Below are 15,167 nucleotides of genomic sequence, written 5' to 3'. Positions count from 1 at the left end.
GAGTGAAGAGGCATCAAACGGGCAATTCCACGAAGAATGTTGTGCCCTTGCCCTCCTCGCTTTCAAAACGGATTTTACCTCCCTGCTGCTCCACTGCCCCCTTCGCCACGTACAGGCCGAAGCCGTTGCCATCGACGTTCTGAACATTACTTGCCCGGAAGAGCTTCCCGAAGAGCTGTGCCTGGTCCTTCTTCGGAATGCCGATGCCGCTGTCCTTCACGGTGCACGAGAGGATGTTCCCCCTCATCTCCACCTTGAGATTGACGGTCCCGCTGACCGGCGTGTATTTCACTGCATTGGAAAGGAGATTTTCGACGGTCATGTGTGTCAACCGCTTATCAAACGTGCCTTCCGGCAACGTCTTGGGGAGGGAGTAGGAGAAGGTGATGCCCTTCTCTTTGGCCTTATTCTCAATGACGACAATAATTTCCTGGAAAAATTCAGAGAGGCTTTGCTTCTGTTTGTTCATCTTGAGGCGGCCAAGCTCAATACGGGACACGTCCAAGAGAAGCCCCGCCAAGTCGAGAAGGTTGCCGGTCACTTTCATGTCTTCCTGGAGGTGCTTCTTCAATGCATCCGAAAGCTCGCCGAATTCCCCGTCGAGCATGTCTTGCATGCTCCACTGGATCGAGGAAATCGGGCTCGCGAGCTGGTGGCTGACGATACTGATGAGTTCGTCCTTCTGGCGGTCGATCTCGGCCATCTGCGTCACTTGTCTCTTCCAGAGCTTATGAATTGCGAAGGCCTGCAGCCCGATCAGCGCAATCAAGAATAGTGCGAAACCGATAAATGGAATGAAGATGCGCTGAAGCAATGCCCAGAAATGTGAGACAGACATATCCAATCCGATTGCATAGCCAGTCGAACGCTGAGGGTCATCGATGTAACGGATGGGTGCCGTCCCCGCGAGGAAGAGTCCCCATTGGCTCACCGTAAATTCCGGATCGACGAAAGAACGCACAAAGGCATCCCTCCGGAACTCCGGAAACTCAGAGACGTCATAAGGATCGCCGGGGTACGTGAGGGCATCCTCGTCATTGATGACCCCGTCTCCATTGAGATCAACTTCTTGGTCTGGATGGAGTGAATCGGCATCCGCGACGAATTCCATTGTATTCGGATCATCCGTGCGTCGCAGGATGTAAGCGTAGCGGATATTGGCAGTCTGCGAACGGATGCGCTGAAGCTGGAGTACTGCGCGTTCGTAGGCGGGTGTATCCACACTTTCCTCACCCTCGATTTGGTCCAGTTCGGCAGGATCGAAGCTTGTGGAAGCAACAGAGGCGAGCCCCATGAGACGCTCATCCAGTCCCGCCCGAAACACGCGCTGCATCGAACCGTACAGGACGTACGTCATGCCGCACGATACGGCTATGGAGATCAGAACGACCCCCAAAGCCACCCAGCCGCCGCCGAGGCGCGGTGGACGCTTGCCGGAACTCGCAGATGCGACGCTTACCGGGGACATCGGTATTGTAGTGTACCACCCAGAGGACCATTCAGCGCAAGATGCTTCCACTCTGGTCGTACGTCCGATAATCCTCCGTCAACTCCTCGTCGGGATCAATATCCCGTGCAGCGAATGATTCCCCCTCCTTGCCGTCTCCGTTGCCGAACCCAACATCGATGACATTCGGCTCTTCGCTGTGATTCATAAACCGCGCGTCATCCGAGCAGAGGATATGTCGCATCTTCTGTGCATTGAAATAGGCATAATTCAATATCCTCTCACGACAACCTGCTGCCAGCCTATCGACCTCTTCCGGTGAGAGTTCCAAATCGAAGCCGGGAGTGAACTCCCATACCTTCGTTCCCTTCGAAATCGGTTCCTTTGCGAAGAGGCCGATTCCCTCGATCTTGCTCGGAGCCAAATATGTATCGATCAGGAGCATGGCGATGGCATCAGGAATGCGATCCGTTTCCACCAACGGTTTTCCGCCCGTTGCCGGATGGTGACTGCCGATGAACGGGCTCTTCGACGGCACGCCGCGCCTCGTAGACCAGCACTTCGTTCTCGATAGGATTGAAAGGTTCACCCTGATACCCACCGGACACTTTCACATCCTCGAAACCCGCATCTTCCATGGCTGCGATAAGCTCACGGGGGAAGTAATATTGCAGATCCATTTCGGTCATCTTCTCATCTCCGTCCCGGCAAATCAGCGCCATCTCTTTCATGGCTTGTTTCAAGTGATCGTAGAGGACGAATATCGCAACGCGCGTGTCCATGCCGATGCGGCGGATACTCGCTTCCAGCCCCGGCTTTTGGAAAGGGATGAGATAGGGCGAAAAGGTGTCCGTATGGAACTGGCCGCCGGGCTTGAGGCTTCTGTGGACATTCTTCAGCAGTGGTGAAAGTTGTTTCTCCTCCACAACCTGTAAGAATGAATAGGGAGCAACCACGGAATCGAAATGTGATTCGGGAAATTGCTCTGTGACCGCATCGGCCAACATGACTTGCCTGTTTTGCACATGCGGATGCCTGCGGCGGAGGAGCTCGAGCATCTCCGGGGAATTATCAATCCCGATTGCATCGGGATTCTCCTGAGCGAGATGTGAAAAAATACGTCCGGCACCAACGCCCAGATATAAGACGTGCCCGTTCACTCCCTTTTCAAGGTAATAATCCAGATCACCTTCGTATCCCGGATAGGCAAGCTCGTACAATTCAGCGCACTTGTAGACGTCGAGGTGGGTAGTGGCTTGTATGCGATCAAGCACTCTTTGCACCTCTCCCGGATCTTCGATCTGTCCCCACTCCCGAAGGGAATGCACATCCGGAGATGAATCGCGTTGGAGAGCGAGAAGGTTAGGCATGGATGTAGTAATTTATACCAAATTCAAGTATTGTCAAATGCAAATATAGCCCTCCTCTATGCCCAATAGTGCAATTCTTGAAATTCATGACCTTCATATGTTGCCAATAATTGCATACTAAAGGCTCGATTGCGAGAAATTTCTGCTGTAGGCATATTTCCCTGTCGCATGACATAGAAAAAACCACCAGACTCTCTGGTGGTTTCTTGTCGCAGCATGCGTCCGGGAAGACTACTTTTCCCCCGTACTGAGGAGATAGAGGGCGAAAGCTGCAACGAGCCATGCGAGTATGACGCGGACATTCGGGAGTTCCCACTTGAAGATCGCCATGTAGAAACTCGCCGCGACAGGCATGAGACAGTAGAACATCGTGAGCGTGACCGCACCCGACTGGCTGTTCAGAGCCGCGAAATGCGTCTCCGCCGCGATGAAGGACGCGACAATCATGAGAAACACGAAGAGCCATTGGTTGCCTTCAGGCATTCGGATTTTCTCATGACCGATTGACAGCGTGACGGCGGCGCACACGGCGACTCCGATTGCGTAAAAGAGCGTAAGGAGCCGCGGGGAGATGTTCGCGAGCTTCCAGTCCGTGAGAGCGATCTCAAGGGCGTAGAAAAGCATCGCAAGCGTGCAGAATAGGGTTGCAGTTTTCATCGTAACCTCCGGGTTTTGCTGCGACATTTGAAGGATCGCAGAGTCAGAATATTCGGACTCTGGAATACATATAATTCCATCATTGATAACAAATGTCAACTATGCGCTGATGAGCTGATGGTACAATTGCACCATGTCTTCCCCCGACAAAAGCGGCGAGCATGATGATAACCTCTGGCTGAACAATTTTGACCTCTCAGAGATGCTCAAGGGGATAGAAGAGGCGGAGAAATGGAGACGCAAGTCCATCGAACAAATTGCCACGATCCGTTTCCCCACAATTGACGTCACGAGCATTGTGCGGACGATGGAGACTGTCACGCAAGCAGTACGAAGCGGAACAGAATGGTATGAGCGTCACCGCGCAGGCATCGCGAGTTCCATTGAGCGATACCAGAAGATCATGGAGAACACGCGTCTGATCCTTGAGAATGGGACGCTGGAACGGATGCTGAAAGCCGCACAGGATTCCATGGAACGGATTTCCAGCATCGTGCCGCAGTCACCCTCCGCATTCGAGATGCTTGAACAGCACGTTCTGCTGAAGGACTTCCCTGCCCCCTTGGTAGAGAAGGAGCAGTTCTCGAACAAGGACTCCTCCCCGGCGCAGGAAATCATCCTACAAAGCATGGAGCTTCCACCCGAAACGATCGGACGCCCAACGTGGAACGCTAAGGAACCCCTACTCCCTTTCGGGCGGGATGCCGCACTCCCAGCTTCCGAGGCGGCTGCATCCGTTCCCACAGTCTTCTTCCAACATGTCCTGCTGAGCGAGACTGCGAAGCGCTTTGAGATCCTTCCCGAGGAAGCAGACCTCATTGACGAAGCCATCGCGCTCTACCTGCCCCACAAGGCCGGCATCTTTCTTTTCACGCAGGCGGGATTCTGGATCAAGGAAGAGGACGGCGTCACGCCGCAGAGTATTCGCATCATCCAATTCTTCCGCCGGATCGGGAAGCGCCCCGGAGCTCCATGCATGAGCGCGAAGGAACTCGCCAAGCACCTCGCTCCAAGAGGATCGAGTCTCAAGACGGGCTGCAGTTCTATCCATAACCGCATCCACCGCATTCAGGAGATCTGCATGGAATACAACACAAAGCCGATTCTCATCAAGTCTGGAAGCCTCTGGCGCATCAATCCCGAACTCACACGCTGGGACAACGTCGGCTTCATGCCAGAATATCACAGAAAAGGTCACTGATTTTCTGAAGGTGACAGATATTTCTGCTTGCAGAAAATAGGGAAAGAAAAACGCAAGGGTCTTTTTCCGCAAACGAAAGCGAAGGGGGAAAGGGGTTCACTACTTTCCCTTGTTTATAAAAATCAGTGACCTCCAGCGGTATAGCCATACTTTTTTCCTCCATTCGTATGGCACAACATCGCCGCAGAAAGAAAAGAGGCTCAGGTATCCCCAGCAAAGCCCCGCTGGATCTCCAGATCGTCTGGGTTCCGATCGGTGCCCTGCATCCCGCCGCCTACAATCCGAGGACACATAGCCCGGGACAAGAGGAGCAGTTGATCGAAAGTATCAAGCGCTTCTCCGTTGTCGAGCCCATCGTCGTCAATGGGGCGCGAAATCGAAAGAACATCGTCATTGGAGGCCACTTCCGCCTCGAGGTGCTGCGGAAACTCGGGTACCGGACCGTCCCCGTGGTCTACGTCCACATTCCCTCCCTTGAGCGGGAGAAGGAGCTGAATCTGCGGCTCAATAGGAATACGGGGGAGTGGGACTGGGAGGTGCTGAAGACCTTCGACTCGGACATCCTCCTCGACGTCGGCTTCACCGCGGATGAACTTGCGAGCGCATGGGACGGGCTCCTTGAAACGGAGGACGACCACTTCGACGTGGAGAAGGAGCTGCAGAAGATCAAGAAGCCGAAAACGCGGATCGGGGACATGTGGGCAATCGGCCCCCACCGCCTCATCTGCGGAGATAGCCAAGATCCGGCAGTCGTCCGGCGTCTCATGGGGAAGGATGCGGCCTCCATGCTCTACATCGATCCGCCTTTCAATATCGGCCTCGACTACAGCAAAGGTGTCAGCCAGCGCAAGGCGTATGGGGGCAAGACGAACGACCGCAAGAACGAGGAGGACTACCGCTCATTCCTCAAGGCCATCCTCGGCAACGCCCTCGCGGCGGGGAAGAAGGATCTCCACTGCTTCTTCTGGTGCGATGAGAACTGGACGTGGCTCATACAGGAACTTTACCGGGAGCTTGGGGTCACACACCGGAGGCTCTGCGCGTGGGTGAAGGGGAACTTCTCCCTCACGCCCGGCATCGCCTTCAACAAGGCCATGGAGATCGCCGTGTACGGGACCGTGGGGACGCCCCACCTCGCCCCGACCCCCACCAACCTCTCCGAGATCCTCGACAAAGAAGTGGGGGCGGGTACCCGCCAGATCGATGACATCCTCTCCCTCTTCCAGATCTGGGCATGCCAGAGGCTCCATTCCACGGAGTACCAGCACCCGACCCAGAAACCTCCGACGCTCCACGAGAAGCCTCTTCGTCGCTGCTCAAAGCCCGGTGACATCATCCTAGACCTCACGGCGGGGAGCGGCTCCACGATGGTGGCATGCCACCAGATGAAGCGGAGGGCGTTCCTCTGCGATGTTGAACCCATTTTCTGTGACCTCATCCTGGAGAGAGCGAAGGCGCTTGGTCTTACCCCCTCCCCCCTCAAGAAATGACGAAGCTCCAGATCACCACCGGCACGATCCTCAAGCTTGGAGAGCACGTTCTTGGGTGCGGGGATGCCATGGATGCGGCATTTGTGACGCAAGTCATCGGCAAGGCGAAGGTGCGCCAAATCCTCACGGACCCTCCCTACGGCATCGATTACGTCGCCTCCAAGGAGGACTTCGCGGGCAGGAAGACCCGCCACGCACCCATTGAAAACGACCACCTCCAGTCCGATGCGGAGTATCGCACCTTCACGAAGAAGTGGCTGGAGGCGGTGAAGCAGCACCTTGCACCGAAGAACACGATCTACTGCTTCAACTGCGACCGGATGGTCTTTGCCCTCAGGGAGGGCATGCAGGAGGCCGGGTTCCGTTTCTCACAGCTCCTCGTGTGGGTGAAGACCCAGCCCATCGCGGGAAGGCTCGATCACCACCCGCAGCACGAACTCATCGCCTATGGGTGGCACGGCTCCCACGAGCGCATCCGCTGCGCTGACCGAACCGTTCTTGTGCATCCAAAGCCACACCGAAGCACCCTGCACCCCACCTGCAAGCCCGTGGCGCTCCTGCGTCGGCTCGTCCTCAACGGGACGCGCACTGGGGACATCGTCTACGACCCCTTCCTCGGATCCGGGTCGACTCTGTTGGCGTGTCAGGAGACGTCGCGGCGCTGCATTGGCCTGGAGCTTTCTCCCGCGTACTGCAGGGTCATCTGTGACCGCTTTGAAAGGGCAACGGGGATCGGCGCGAAGGTTATCTCTTCCCCCTCCCGCCCATGACGAACCGGCATGCAACCCGCAAGGCTGTCATTGACGCACGGAAGGCGCAGGAACAGGCCACCCTCCTCGAACAGCTGAGAAAGCTCCCCATCGTCCAGGTTGTCTGTGAAAAGGCAGGCGTCAGCCGCGCCACGTACTACCGCTGGCGAAAGGAAGACCCCGCTTTCGCCTCCTCCGCAGACGAGGCACTCCATGATGGCACGGCTCTCGTCTCCGACATGGCAGAGAGCCAACTCCTCTCCCAGATCCGGGACGGCAACCTCGGCGCCGTCATGTACTGGCTCAAGCACCGAAACCCCAACTACAACAACAAGCTTGAGGTGACGGCACGTCTCAAACATGAGACAGACCAGCTCACCCCCGAGCAGGAGGCCGCGATCACAGAGGCGCTACGGCTCGCATCGTTCACCGAAGATGAACCTTCAGATTCCTTTTCTTCCCTTCCCCCCTCTTCCCATGGAGAAACCCCGGAAAACACCATCGGCTAAGGAGCTTCGGCTCCGGATGCTTAAAGACAGGAAACTTCGCAGGAAAACCGTCGTGGCGAGCCACTACTGGTTCTTCCACTTCTACTTCTGGCACTACGTGAAGTTTCCCACAGCCCGCTTCCAGCGGGAGATGTTCTCGCTCACGGAACACCCTGATCCCCGCACCATAGCCATCACGGCCTTCCGAGGTTCTGCGAAATCCACGATCATGAACCTCTCCTACACCCTCTGGGCGATCCTGGGTGTTCCAAAGAAGAAGTTCGTGATCCTCGTCGGGCAAACCCAGGCACAGGCGAGGCAACACCTCAAGAACATCAAGGAAGAGCTGGAGAACAACAAAATCCTCGGCGCGGATCTGGGACCCTTCCGGGAAGAGGAGGATGAATGGAGAAATTCCTGCCTCGTCATCTCAAACTACGGTGCGAAGATCATGGCGGTCTCGATAGACCAGGCGGTGCGAGGGCTACGCCACGGACCCCATCGCCCCGACCTCATTATCTGCGACGATATCGAGGACCTGATGTCCGTGAAGACGAAGGACGGGAGAGACCGTACGTACCAGTGGGTGAAGGGAGAACTCCTCCCCGCCGGGGACACGGGTACCCGTATCGTCTTCATCGGGAACCTCCTCCACGAAGATTGCCTTCTGAAGCGCCTCCAGCGGGAAATTGAGGGTGGGAAGCTGCAGGGAAGCTACCGCGAGTACCCGCTCCTCCTTGAGGATGGGACGCGCCTCTGGCCGGGGAAGTACCGGACGGAAGCGGATATCGAATCCGAACGTCAGCGGATCGGGAGTGACAGTGCCTGGCACCGGGAGTATCTCCTTCGGATCCTTGCGGATGCCGACCGTGTCATCCACCCCGGCTGGATCCGGTACTACGACACCTTCCCGCCGGAGAAGGATAAGGAACGGGAATTCCGGTACAGCGCGACGGGGATCGACCTTGCGATCTCCAAGAATGAGAGTGCCGACTACACGGCCATGGTCTCGGCCAAGGTGTACCGCGAGGACGGGCAGCTTCTCCTCTATATCCTCCCAAACCCCGTCAATGAGCACCTCACGGCGCTTGAGACCTTGGAACGGGCGAAGCAGGTTTCCAGAGCCGTCGGCGGCGGGGAGAAGTCGCAGCTTTGCATTGAGGAAGTGGGATACCAGGGCATGCTCATCGAGACTCTCGATAGGGACGGCTACGATGTGAAGGGGTCGAAGGTGAAGAATCAGGACAAGCGTGCGCGGCTCGCCCTCACAAGCCACCTGATCCAGAGCGAGCGCGTTCTCTTTCCGCGGCAAGGTTGCGAAGAACTCATCAACCAGCTCCTCAACTTCGGCATCGAGGCTCATGACGACCTCGCCGACGCCTTCGCGATCCTCCTCGCCTACGTCCTCGAGGAGGGGCCGGGGTCCAGCATGGGGATGATCTGGATCGTGGGAGGCGATGATGACAGGCATCCGGATGACGGCGTCAAATGGTGGGGTAGCAGGGCCCTTGGGGATTTGCCCCCAAGGAACGCCCTTTCCGAGGTCTTCTGATATGGGAGAACTCATCCCTGACCTTCGGCGAAAGCTCCTTAAGGACCGTGTTGTCCGCAGGGCCCTCACGCGCCAGAGCCACCACCTCTTCTTTCACTGCTACTTCCCGCACTACGTGAAGTTCAAGACGGCGGCTTTCCAGAGGGAGATGTTCCAGATTACGGAGGAGGAGACCTACCAGACGGTCGTCGTCACGGCGTTCCGGGGCTCTGCGAAGTCGACGATCCTCAACATGTCCTTTGTCCTCTGGTCGATTCTTGGGAAGCCCGGGAAGAAGTTCGTCATCCTCGTGGGACAGACGCAGGCGCAGGCACGCCAGCACCTCAAGAACATCAAGGAGGAACTCGAGAGTAACTCCCTCCTCAGAGGCGACCTCGGCCCCTTCAGGGAGGAGGAGGATGAGTGGCGTAACAGCTGCCTCGTCATTTCCAACTACGACGCGAAGATCATGGCGGTCTCGATTGATCAGAGCGTGCGGGGTCTACGCCACAAGGAGAATCGTCCGGACTTGATCATCTGCGACGATATCGAGGATTTGCCCTCCGTGAAGACCCGAGAGGGCAGGGACAAGACCTACAACTTCGTGAAGGGCGAACTCATCCCGGCGGGTGACCCTCACACGAGGATTGTGTTCGTGGGTAACCTCCTTCATGAGGACTGCCTCCTCAAGCGACTCCAGCGGGAGGTGGCGGAGGAGACGCTCCAAGGCACCTACCGAGAATATCCACTCCTCGCCAAGAATGGACAGTGCCTTTGGCCGGGGAAGTATCCCACGGAGGCGGCCATCGAGGCGGAGAGGAGGCGCGTCGGGAGCGAAATCGCATGGCAGCGCGAATTCCTCCTTCGGATCATTTCGGACTACGGGGTCGTGATCCGTCCCGAGTGGATACAGTACTACGAGCACGAGCCGTACGAAGAGCCCGTCCTCTCGGCTATCGGCATCGATCTGGCCATCTCCCAGGAGGATAGTGCAGACTTCACCTCCATCGTGTGCGGAAAGGTATACGTGGGCAATAACCGCAAGGGCTACCTCTACGTCCTCCCGAACCCCATCAATGCCCGCCTGACGGCGCTCGGGACGATCGAGCATGTACTAAGCCTCGTCGACGCCATCAAGGGGAGATTGGCGCCCATGGTGTACGTGGAGGATGTCGGCTACCAAGGCGCGATGACGCAACTCCTTCGGCATCAGAGGCTACGCGCGCGGGGCGTGAAGGTTCATGGCGACAAGCGCAGCCGCCTCGCGCTCATCTCCACGTTCATCCAGTCCGGCAGGGTGCTCTTCCCGGAGCACGGGTGCGAGGAACTCATCTCGCAGCTCACGGGATTCGGGAGCGAACTCCACGACGATCTCGTCGACGCCCTCGTTCTTCTCATCAGCCAGCTCACGCATTCCTCCTACTGCCGCATGTACTTCAATAACTACCTTGAACAGGAAGAGGAGCCCCCTTCGAGGTTTTGGTGAGGTTTCTGGGGCTGGATACGGGAGGAATGTTGCGGCATTGCTGTATGGAAGCCCTTTCCCATCATTCCTATGCACTTCTGCGTCTATATATTCATCCCCAAGGAGGGGGACATCAAGGAGCACGTCTCTGATGCGCTCCGGCTCTACGGCATCGAGCACGAGGTGCCCCCGTACAAGGAGTACCTCGATGCCGATGAGATATCCGTAATGGCGAAGCACTATCGCGTGCGGCGAAGCGACCGGAAGGCGCTCGTTTCTTTCATGAAGGATTGGAACGGCAACCCGGGGGGGATAGACCGAAAAGGGCTTTTCTCCGTGAAGACCGCGAATCCCCAAGCGAAGTGGGACTTCTACGAAATTGGGGGGAGGTGGAACTGTTTCCCGGATGATGTGATTGCGGCTTTGGCGCTCCTTGAGAAGAAGAACCTCAAGGAGATCCTCCCGGCAGCAATGGTGACACCAGACGGCCTCTGGCACGAGCGAGATGCCTTTATCGTGGATGGGTGGATGAAGTGGAGGATGGATCGGAAGAATGACGGGATCTGGTTGAAGGAAGTGAAGGAAGCCCTCCGCATGCATCCGGACACACGCATCGTATGCGTGGATATTCATCGCTAGCCGTATGAAACCCGTCAATCCCGCTATCACAGAAGAAATGTTGAGGGCATACGAAACCGTCCGGGCATCCGGCGTCACGAACATGTTTGATCTCCCCGTGGTTTGCTTTGCCTCGGGGCTCTCGCGGGGAGAGGTGCTCGCGATCATGAAGAACTACCGCGCCCTCACAGAGAGATATCCCAATGTGCGAAAACGGTAGCTTTGGGGCTCATAGGGAGACGGGTCGCGCATTTTTTAGGAAACTCCATAGAAACGACCATTGGAAGAGGTATACGGGGAAGGCAGGCGGGTCGATTGCCTGGATACCGGAGGAAGGTTGGGGCATTGCTTGTAGGGCAACTTCCCCCTTCCCCTATGGCAATCGCCACGCTTCCCTCCCTACAGACAACGCACATCGACCTCTCCCCTCCGCCCGAGATCGGAACCGTCCGTTACGTCCTGTACGCCCGTAAAAGCAGCGAGCAGGATGAGCGGCAGGCACTTTCCATCGATTCCCAAGTGAAGGCGATGCTGGAGCTTGCCAAGCGAGAGAAGATCGAGATCGTGGATGTCCGGAGGGAGAGCCACAGCGCGAAGGAATCGAGCGGGAGGCCTGTGTACAACAAATTGCTGGAAGACATCCGTGGAGGCCAATTTGACGGCATCCTGACGTGGGCTGCAGATCGCCTGAGCAGGAACGCCGGAGACCTGGGAGCGCTCGTGGACATGATGGACCAGGGGCTCCTGAAAGAGATACGGACGCACGGGCAGAGGTTTACGAATAACCCGAATGAGAAGTTCCTCCTCATGATCCTCTGCTCACAGGCGAAGCTGGAGAATGACAACCGCGGCATCAACACGAAGCGGGGGATGAAGTCCCGCTGCGAGACGGGGCACCGTCCCTGCATCCCCGCTCTTGGCTATGCGCTGGAGAAGCGTCCGGAGGACAAGAAGAACAGGGTCATTCCCGATCCGATCCGGGGGCCCCTCGTGCGGCAAGCGTTTGAGAAAGTCGCCTACCAGCACGCATCCGGACGCCACCTTCACTGCTGGATGCAGGAGGTGGGATTCACGACGAAGCTGGGGAGGACCGTCACGCTCAGCATGATTTACCGGATGCTCAGAAACCCCTTCTATACGGGGAAATTCGAATATCCGGTCGGGAGTGGGAACTGGTACGTGGGGAACTACGAGCCGCTCGTGGGGAAGCAGCTCTTTGAGGACGCCGGGAAGGTGCTGGACCTCGCGCCGAAGAAGGCGTGGGGGACGAAGGAGTTCGCCTACACGCGGATGATGACGTGCGGGGGATGTGGTTCAGGGGTCACGGCAGAGGAGAAGAGAAAAACGCTCAAGGACGGGAGCATCAAGACCTACATCTACTACGTCTGCTGTGATTCCAAGACCCGTGACTGCCGGGAGCCGTCCATCCGGGAGGACGTTCTTCTGGAGCAGCTTCTTGCCCTCATCGATACGATCGATCTGGACAAGGTGGGCATGAAGAAGAAGCTGCAGGAGGAGGTTGCCCGCTACGAGCGGTTCTCAAGCGGCATCCTCGGCCAAGCTATGGGCGTAAAGGTGCCGAAGGTGGACGTGCGGACGTACGCGAAGTACCTCCTCAAGGATGGAAAGACGGAGGAGAAGCGGGAACTACTCAATTGCCTCCGAAACAAACTCACCCTGAAGGGCGGGATTGTTACGTTGGAGCAAACAAGGGAGAAGAAAACTTCGTCCAAGCAATCAGTTCTTGCCTCATGAAGTTGATCCACGAGAAGGAAAAGGAATGGCAGACCGCTGGCCATTTAATAACTCTCTTCGATGCCATGATCCACTGGTACGGAGTGCTGAGAAATATCGCAACTACGAGATTCAATCTTGGTTGAGCTGACGCTGAAGCAACGTGATTACTCTATCTACCTCGTGCTCGGGATTGCTCATCACCGAACGATCGATTTTTCGGGGCTCATCAAACGCCAGGATAACATCTTTATTTTGATATGACATCGTATATGACTTTCGAGGGGAGACGTCCTTCTCGATCCTGCGATGTCCCGCATTCGCCAAGCTCACAGCGTAGAGAAAGCTGTGGTAACGCTGATACGGATCATGCTGGTCATAGAATGCTCTCGCGAAGGAAAGCACTGTACGAAGGATATGCCGGACGTCCTCTTCGGAGATAGCATACCCCGAAAGAATTTCTTGGTTACGCTCATTGCGTCCAGTGACATTAGCGGTCACCGTAATGAGTCCGTTTTCGTGCACTGTCACAATAGCTTCCTCTTTAGGGCTAGAATTCCCCCCCTGCCGGATCATGAAAGCCCTGCCTTGTATCGAATGTGTCTTGCTCTTTGAGTACGAAAGAAGCCTGATCTCTGGTTCGTGTGCGAGCCGATACACTCCATCCGCGAACTGAGGGCTCTCAAGTGTTACGGGATCGATCACTTCGTTGTCACGAGTAGGGGCTAGGGCAAGTGTAACAGTGGCCTCTTGTCCCATTTTCGGAGGTTCTAGAATGGCCTGCTGCACAAGGTTCGGATCCATTGAGGAGATAATAAGTTGCCCAATTAGGGGGGCAAGGGCGTTCTTCACTGCTTCGCGCAGCTCGCTTTCGGAAGAATATTTCTTCCGCAAGCCCCCATGCAGATAATCACTAACCTTATTCTCGAGCAAGGAGGCTCCGCTATCCCGCTCCGTTTCTTCGAGGAAGATGAGAACTGGTATCCCGCGCTTCTTGGCTTCCTCGTACTCTTCCTCAACCATGAGCTTCCCAGATGGTGCCCTCGATCCACCTCTCGACCCGAGCAACAGTATGTAGATGTCTGATCCAACAACAGCATCCAGACAAACGTTTCTTGGAGAAAGTGCGTGGGCTGGGAAGTCTTCATTCACCAATAATGGTTCTCCTCCGGCTGAGATGACTGCCGCCTTCGCTGCGGCGCGGTATCGGTCGTAATCCGTAACAACGGAACTAATGAAAACTCGGGGCTTGATCGCTGAATTAGTCATTGAGCGTGACGTTGAAGCTGTGGCACTTTCTACAGCGGGGCGGTCGAGGTGGCAAGTTGTTGGCTACTGTTTCTTCGGGTGTCAGCACGTCGATACGCTCTTCGTAACCACAGTCGCTGCATTGCATTGTCATGCGTTTCATATAGAAGAAGGGGAGGGATTAACGTTCTTTATGGAGGAGATCATTGAGAGAGTCGTATCCTTCTCTCTTCAGGAAGTTACCGAGCTTCATGTCGCCTCGGACGTCAAAGTCGCGGTGGTATTGTTTCTCGATGGTGCGCATAAGCGTGTCGTCGCGCTTGTCACGGAGCTCGCCGTCGTCATTGCGGGAGCGGTATCCTTTCATTCCTGCGGCATCAGTAGCCATGGTAAAGGGGTGAAGAAAGTTGGCTACCGGACAAAATAGTACAAACACAAGAACAGCACAAGGTATTCTATTGTACGAACTACTCCTGCATGTTAGAATTGGCTCATGCCTGCGACAACTTCCCCTCTCCATCCCACTCAGGAGAAGCTCTTGGAATTGCTAAAGGAAAATATTGATGATCCTTTGACAATCCGAGATCTGCAGGAGTCTCTCGGTCTCTCTTCACCAAGTCTCGTTCAGCATCACCTCCAGCAACTCGAAATGAAGGGCTATCTAAGGCGCAATCCTTCCAACCCACGTGACTACCAGGTACTCACAGAATCTCCTGATCGACTCATCGCGTATTTGAATGTCTATGGTCTCGCGGAGTGTGGACCTCGGGGCTCGGTACTCGACGGTAACCCCGTGCAGAAGATTGCTATCGGCAGCAAGCTACTCGGATTTTCCTCACTGGAAGCTTTTATCGTCAGGGCAAAGGGGAATTCCATGCTTCCTTACATCAAGAATGGTGATTTGGTTATCACACGTCGAACGAATGATTATAAGAATGGAGACGTTGTTGTTTGTGTAAATGACGGAGAAGCTCTTATTAAGAAGATAGCAGTGAGAGGCAATCAGATCTTTTTAGTGTCATTCAACAAAGATACTCGTTATCTTCCTTTTCCTGCTGCTGGAGATTTCAGGGTTGAGGGAATAGTAAAGGGCGTGCTCACACATTCAATCGAAGAATGATATTGAAAGAGCTATAGGGCTTCAAATCGTCAGCTGCTACCATATCGGA

Annotated in this window: 15 protein-coding genes; 9 read left to right on the top strand and 6 right to left on the bottom strand. The window is 55.8% G+C overall.

The annotated features are described in order from the left end of the window. Positions 1-13 precede the first annotated feature (13 nt). The 4 genes from WC698_00380 to WC698_00365 form a co-directional block, all read right to left on the bottom strand. Entirely contained in the window at positions 14-1,468 is a 1,455-nt protein-coding gene (locus tag WC698_00380; GenBank protein MFA6038710.1) for a HAMP domain-containing sensor histidine kinase, read from the bottom strand. 31 nt (positions 1,469-1,499) lie between these two features. After that, on the bottom strand, positions 1,500-1,985 hold the full coding sequence (locus WC698_00375; protein ID MFA6038709.1) for an SET domain-containing protein: 486 nt from the start codon (positions 1,983-1,985) through the stop codon (positions 1,500-1,502). Further along, the gene (locus tag WC698_00370; protein ID MFA6038708.1) at positions 1,903-2,817 is read right to left on the bottom strand and encodes a methyltransferase domain-containing protein; all 915 of its coding nucleotides are present in this window, start codon (positions 2,815-2,817) and stop codon (positions 1,903-1,905) included. Before WC698_00370 ends, WC698_00375 begins: the two co-directional genes overlap by 83 nt. Before the next feature lie 231 nt (positions 2,818-3,048). Next, positions 3,049-3,501 carry an EamA family transporter gene (locus tag WC698_00365; protein ID MFA6038707.1) on the bottom strand — a complete coding sequence of 151 codons (453 nt, stop codon included), beginning with the start codon at positions 3,499-3,501 and terminating at the stop codon, positions 3,049-3,051. A 106-nt stretch (positions 3,502-3,607) separates the two neighbouring features. On the opposite strand from WC698_00365, the gene WC698_00360 reads away from it, so the two are divergent. The 8 genes from WC698_00360 (at position 3,608) to WC698_00325 (ending at position 12,771) form a co-directional block, all read left to right on the top strand. After that, positions 3,608-4,675 (top strand): hypothetical protein, encoded by a 1,068-nt coding sequence (locus tag WC698_00360; GenBank protein ID MFA6038706.1) that lies wholly within the window; start codon positions 3,608-3,610, stop codon positions 4,673-4,675. 167 nt (positions 4,676-4,842) lie between these two features. After that, on the top strand, positions 4,843-6,165 hold the full coding sequence (locus tag WC698_00355; GenBank protein ID MFA6038705.1) for a DNA modification methylase: 1,323 nt from the start codon (positions 4,843-4,845) through the stop codon (positions 6,163-6,165). After that, the gene (locus tag WC698_00350) at positions 6,162-6,935 is read left to right on the top strand and encodes a site-specific DNA-methyltransferase (protein MFA6038704.1); all 774 of its coding nucleotides are present in this window, start codon (positions 6,162-6,164) and stop codon (positions 6,933-6,935) included. The genes WC698_00355 and WC698_00350 overlap by 4 nt, the downstream gene beginning before the upstream one ends. After that, positions 6,932-7,423 carry a phBC6A51 family helix-turn-helix protein gene (locus tag WC698_00345; GenBank protein ID MFA6038703.1) on the top strand — a complete coding sequence of 164 codons (492 nt, stop codon included), beginning with the start codon at positions 6,932-6,934 and terminating at the stop codon, positions 7,421-7,423. The genes WC698_00350 and WC698_00345 overlap by 4 nt, the downstream gene beginning before the upstream one ends. Further along, complete coding sequence (locus WC698_00340; protein MFA6038702.1) at positions 7,392-8,954, top strand: hypothetical protein; 1,563 nt, start codon at positions 7,392-7,394, stop codon at positions 8,952-8,954. The genes WC698_00345 and WC698_00340 overlap by 32 nt, the downstream gene beginning before the upstream one ends. Position 8,955: 1 nt before the next feature. After that, on the top strand, positions 8,956-10,419 hold the full coding sequence (locus WC698_00335) for a hypothetical protein (protein MFA6038701.1): 1,464 nt from the start codon (positions 8,956-8,958) through the stop codon (positions 10,417-10,419). A 69-nt stretch (positions 10,420-10,488) separates the two neighbouring features. After that, entirely contained in the window at positions 10,489-11,037 is a 549-nt protein-coding gene (locus WC698_00330) for a hypothetical protein (protein ID MFA6038700.1), read from the top strand. 354 nt (positions 11,038-11,391) lie between these two features. Then, on the top strand, positions 11,392-12,771 hold the full coding sequence (locus tag WC698_00325; GenBank protein ID MFA6038699.1) for a recombinase family protein: 1,380 nt from the start codon (positions 11,392-11,394) through the stop codon (positions 12,769-12,771). A gap of 111 nt (positions 12,772-12,882) precedes the next feature. On the opposite strand, the gene WC698_00320 is transcribed toward WC698_00325, so the two are convergent. Together WC698_00320 and WC698_00315 are read right to left on the bottom strand one after the other, a co-directional pair. Then, entirely contained in the window at positions 12,883-14,019 is a 1,137-nt protein-coding gene (locus WC698_00320) for a DUF4062 domain-containing protein (GenBank protein ID MFA6038698.1), read from the bottom strand. 160 nt (positions 14,020-14,179) lie between these two features. Next, on the bottom strand, positions 14,180-14,386 hold the full coding sequence (locus tag WC698_00315; protein MFA6038697.1) for a hypothetical protein: 207 nt from the start codon (positions 14,384-14,386) through the stop codon (positions 14,180-14,182). A gap of 105 nt (positions 14,387-14,491) precedes the next feature. Between WC698_00315 and WC698_00310 the strand changes: the two genes are divergently transcribed. Further along, positions 14,492-15,118 (top strand): S24 family peptidase, encoded by a 627-nt coding sequence (locus tag WC698_00310; GenBank protein MFA6038696.1) that lies wholly within the window; start codon positions 14,492-14,494, stop codon positions 15,116-15,118. Positions 15,119-15,167: the final 49 nt, after the last annotated feature.

The organism is Candidatus Peribacteraceae bacterium, from assembly GCA_041661065.1.
Lineage (GTDB): Bacteria > Patescibacteriota > Gracilibacteria > Peribacterales > Peribacteraceae > CAIKAD01.
Note: the sequence above shows the minus strand (reverse complement) of the source record. Positions and strands in the feature narration are given on the sequence as shown.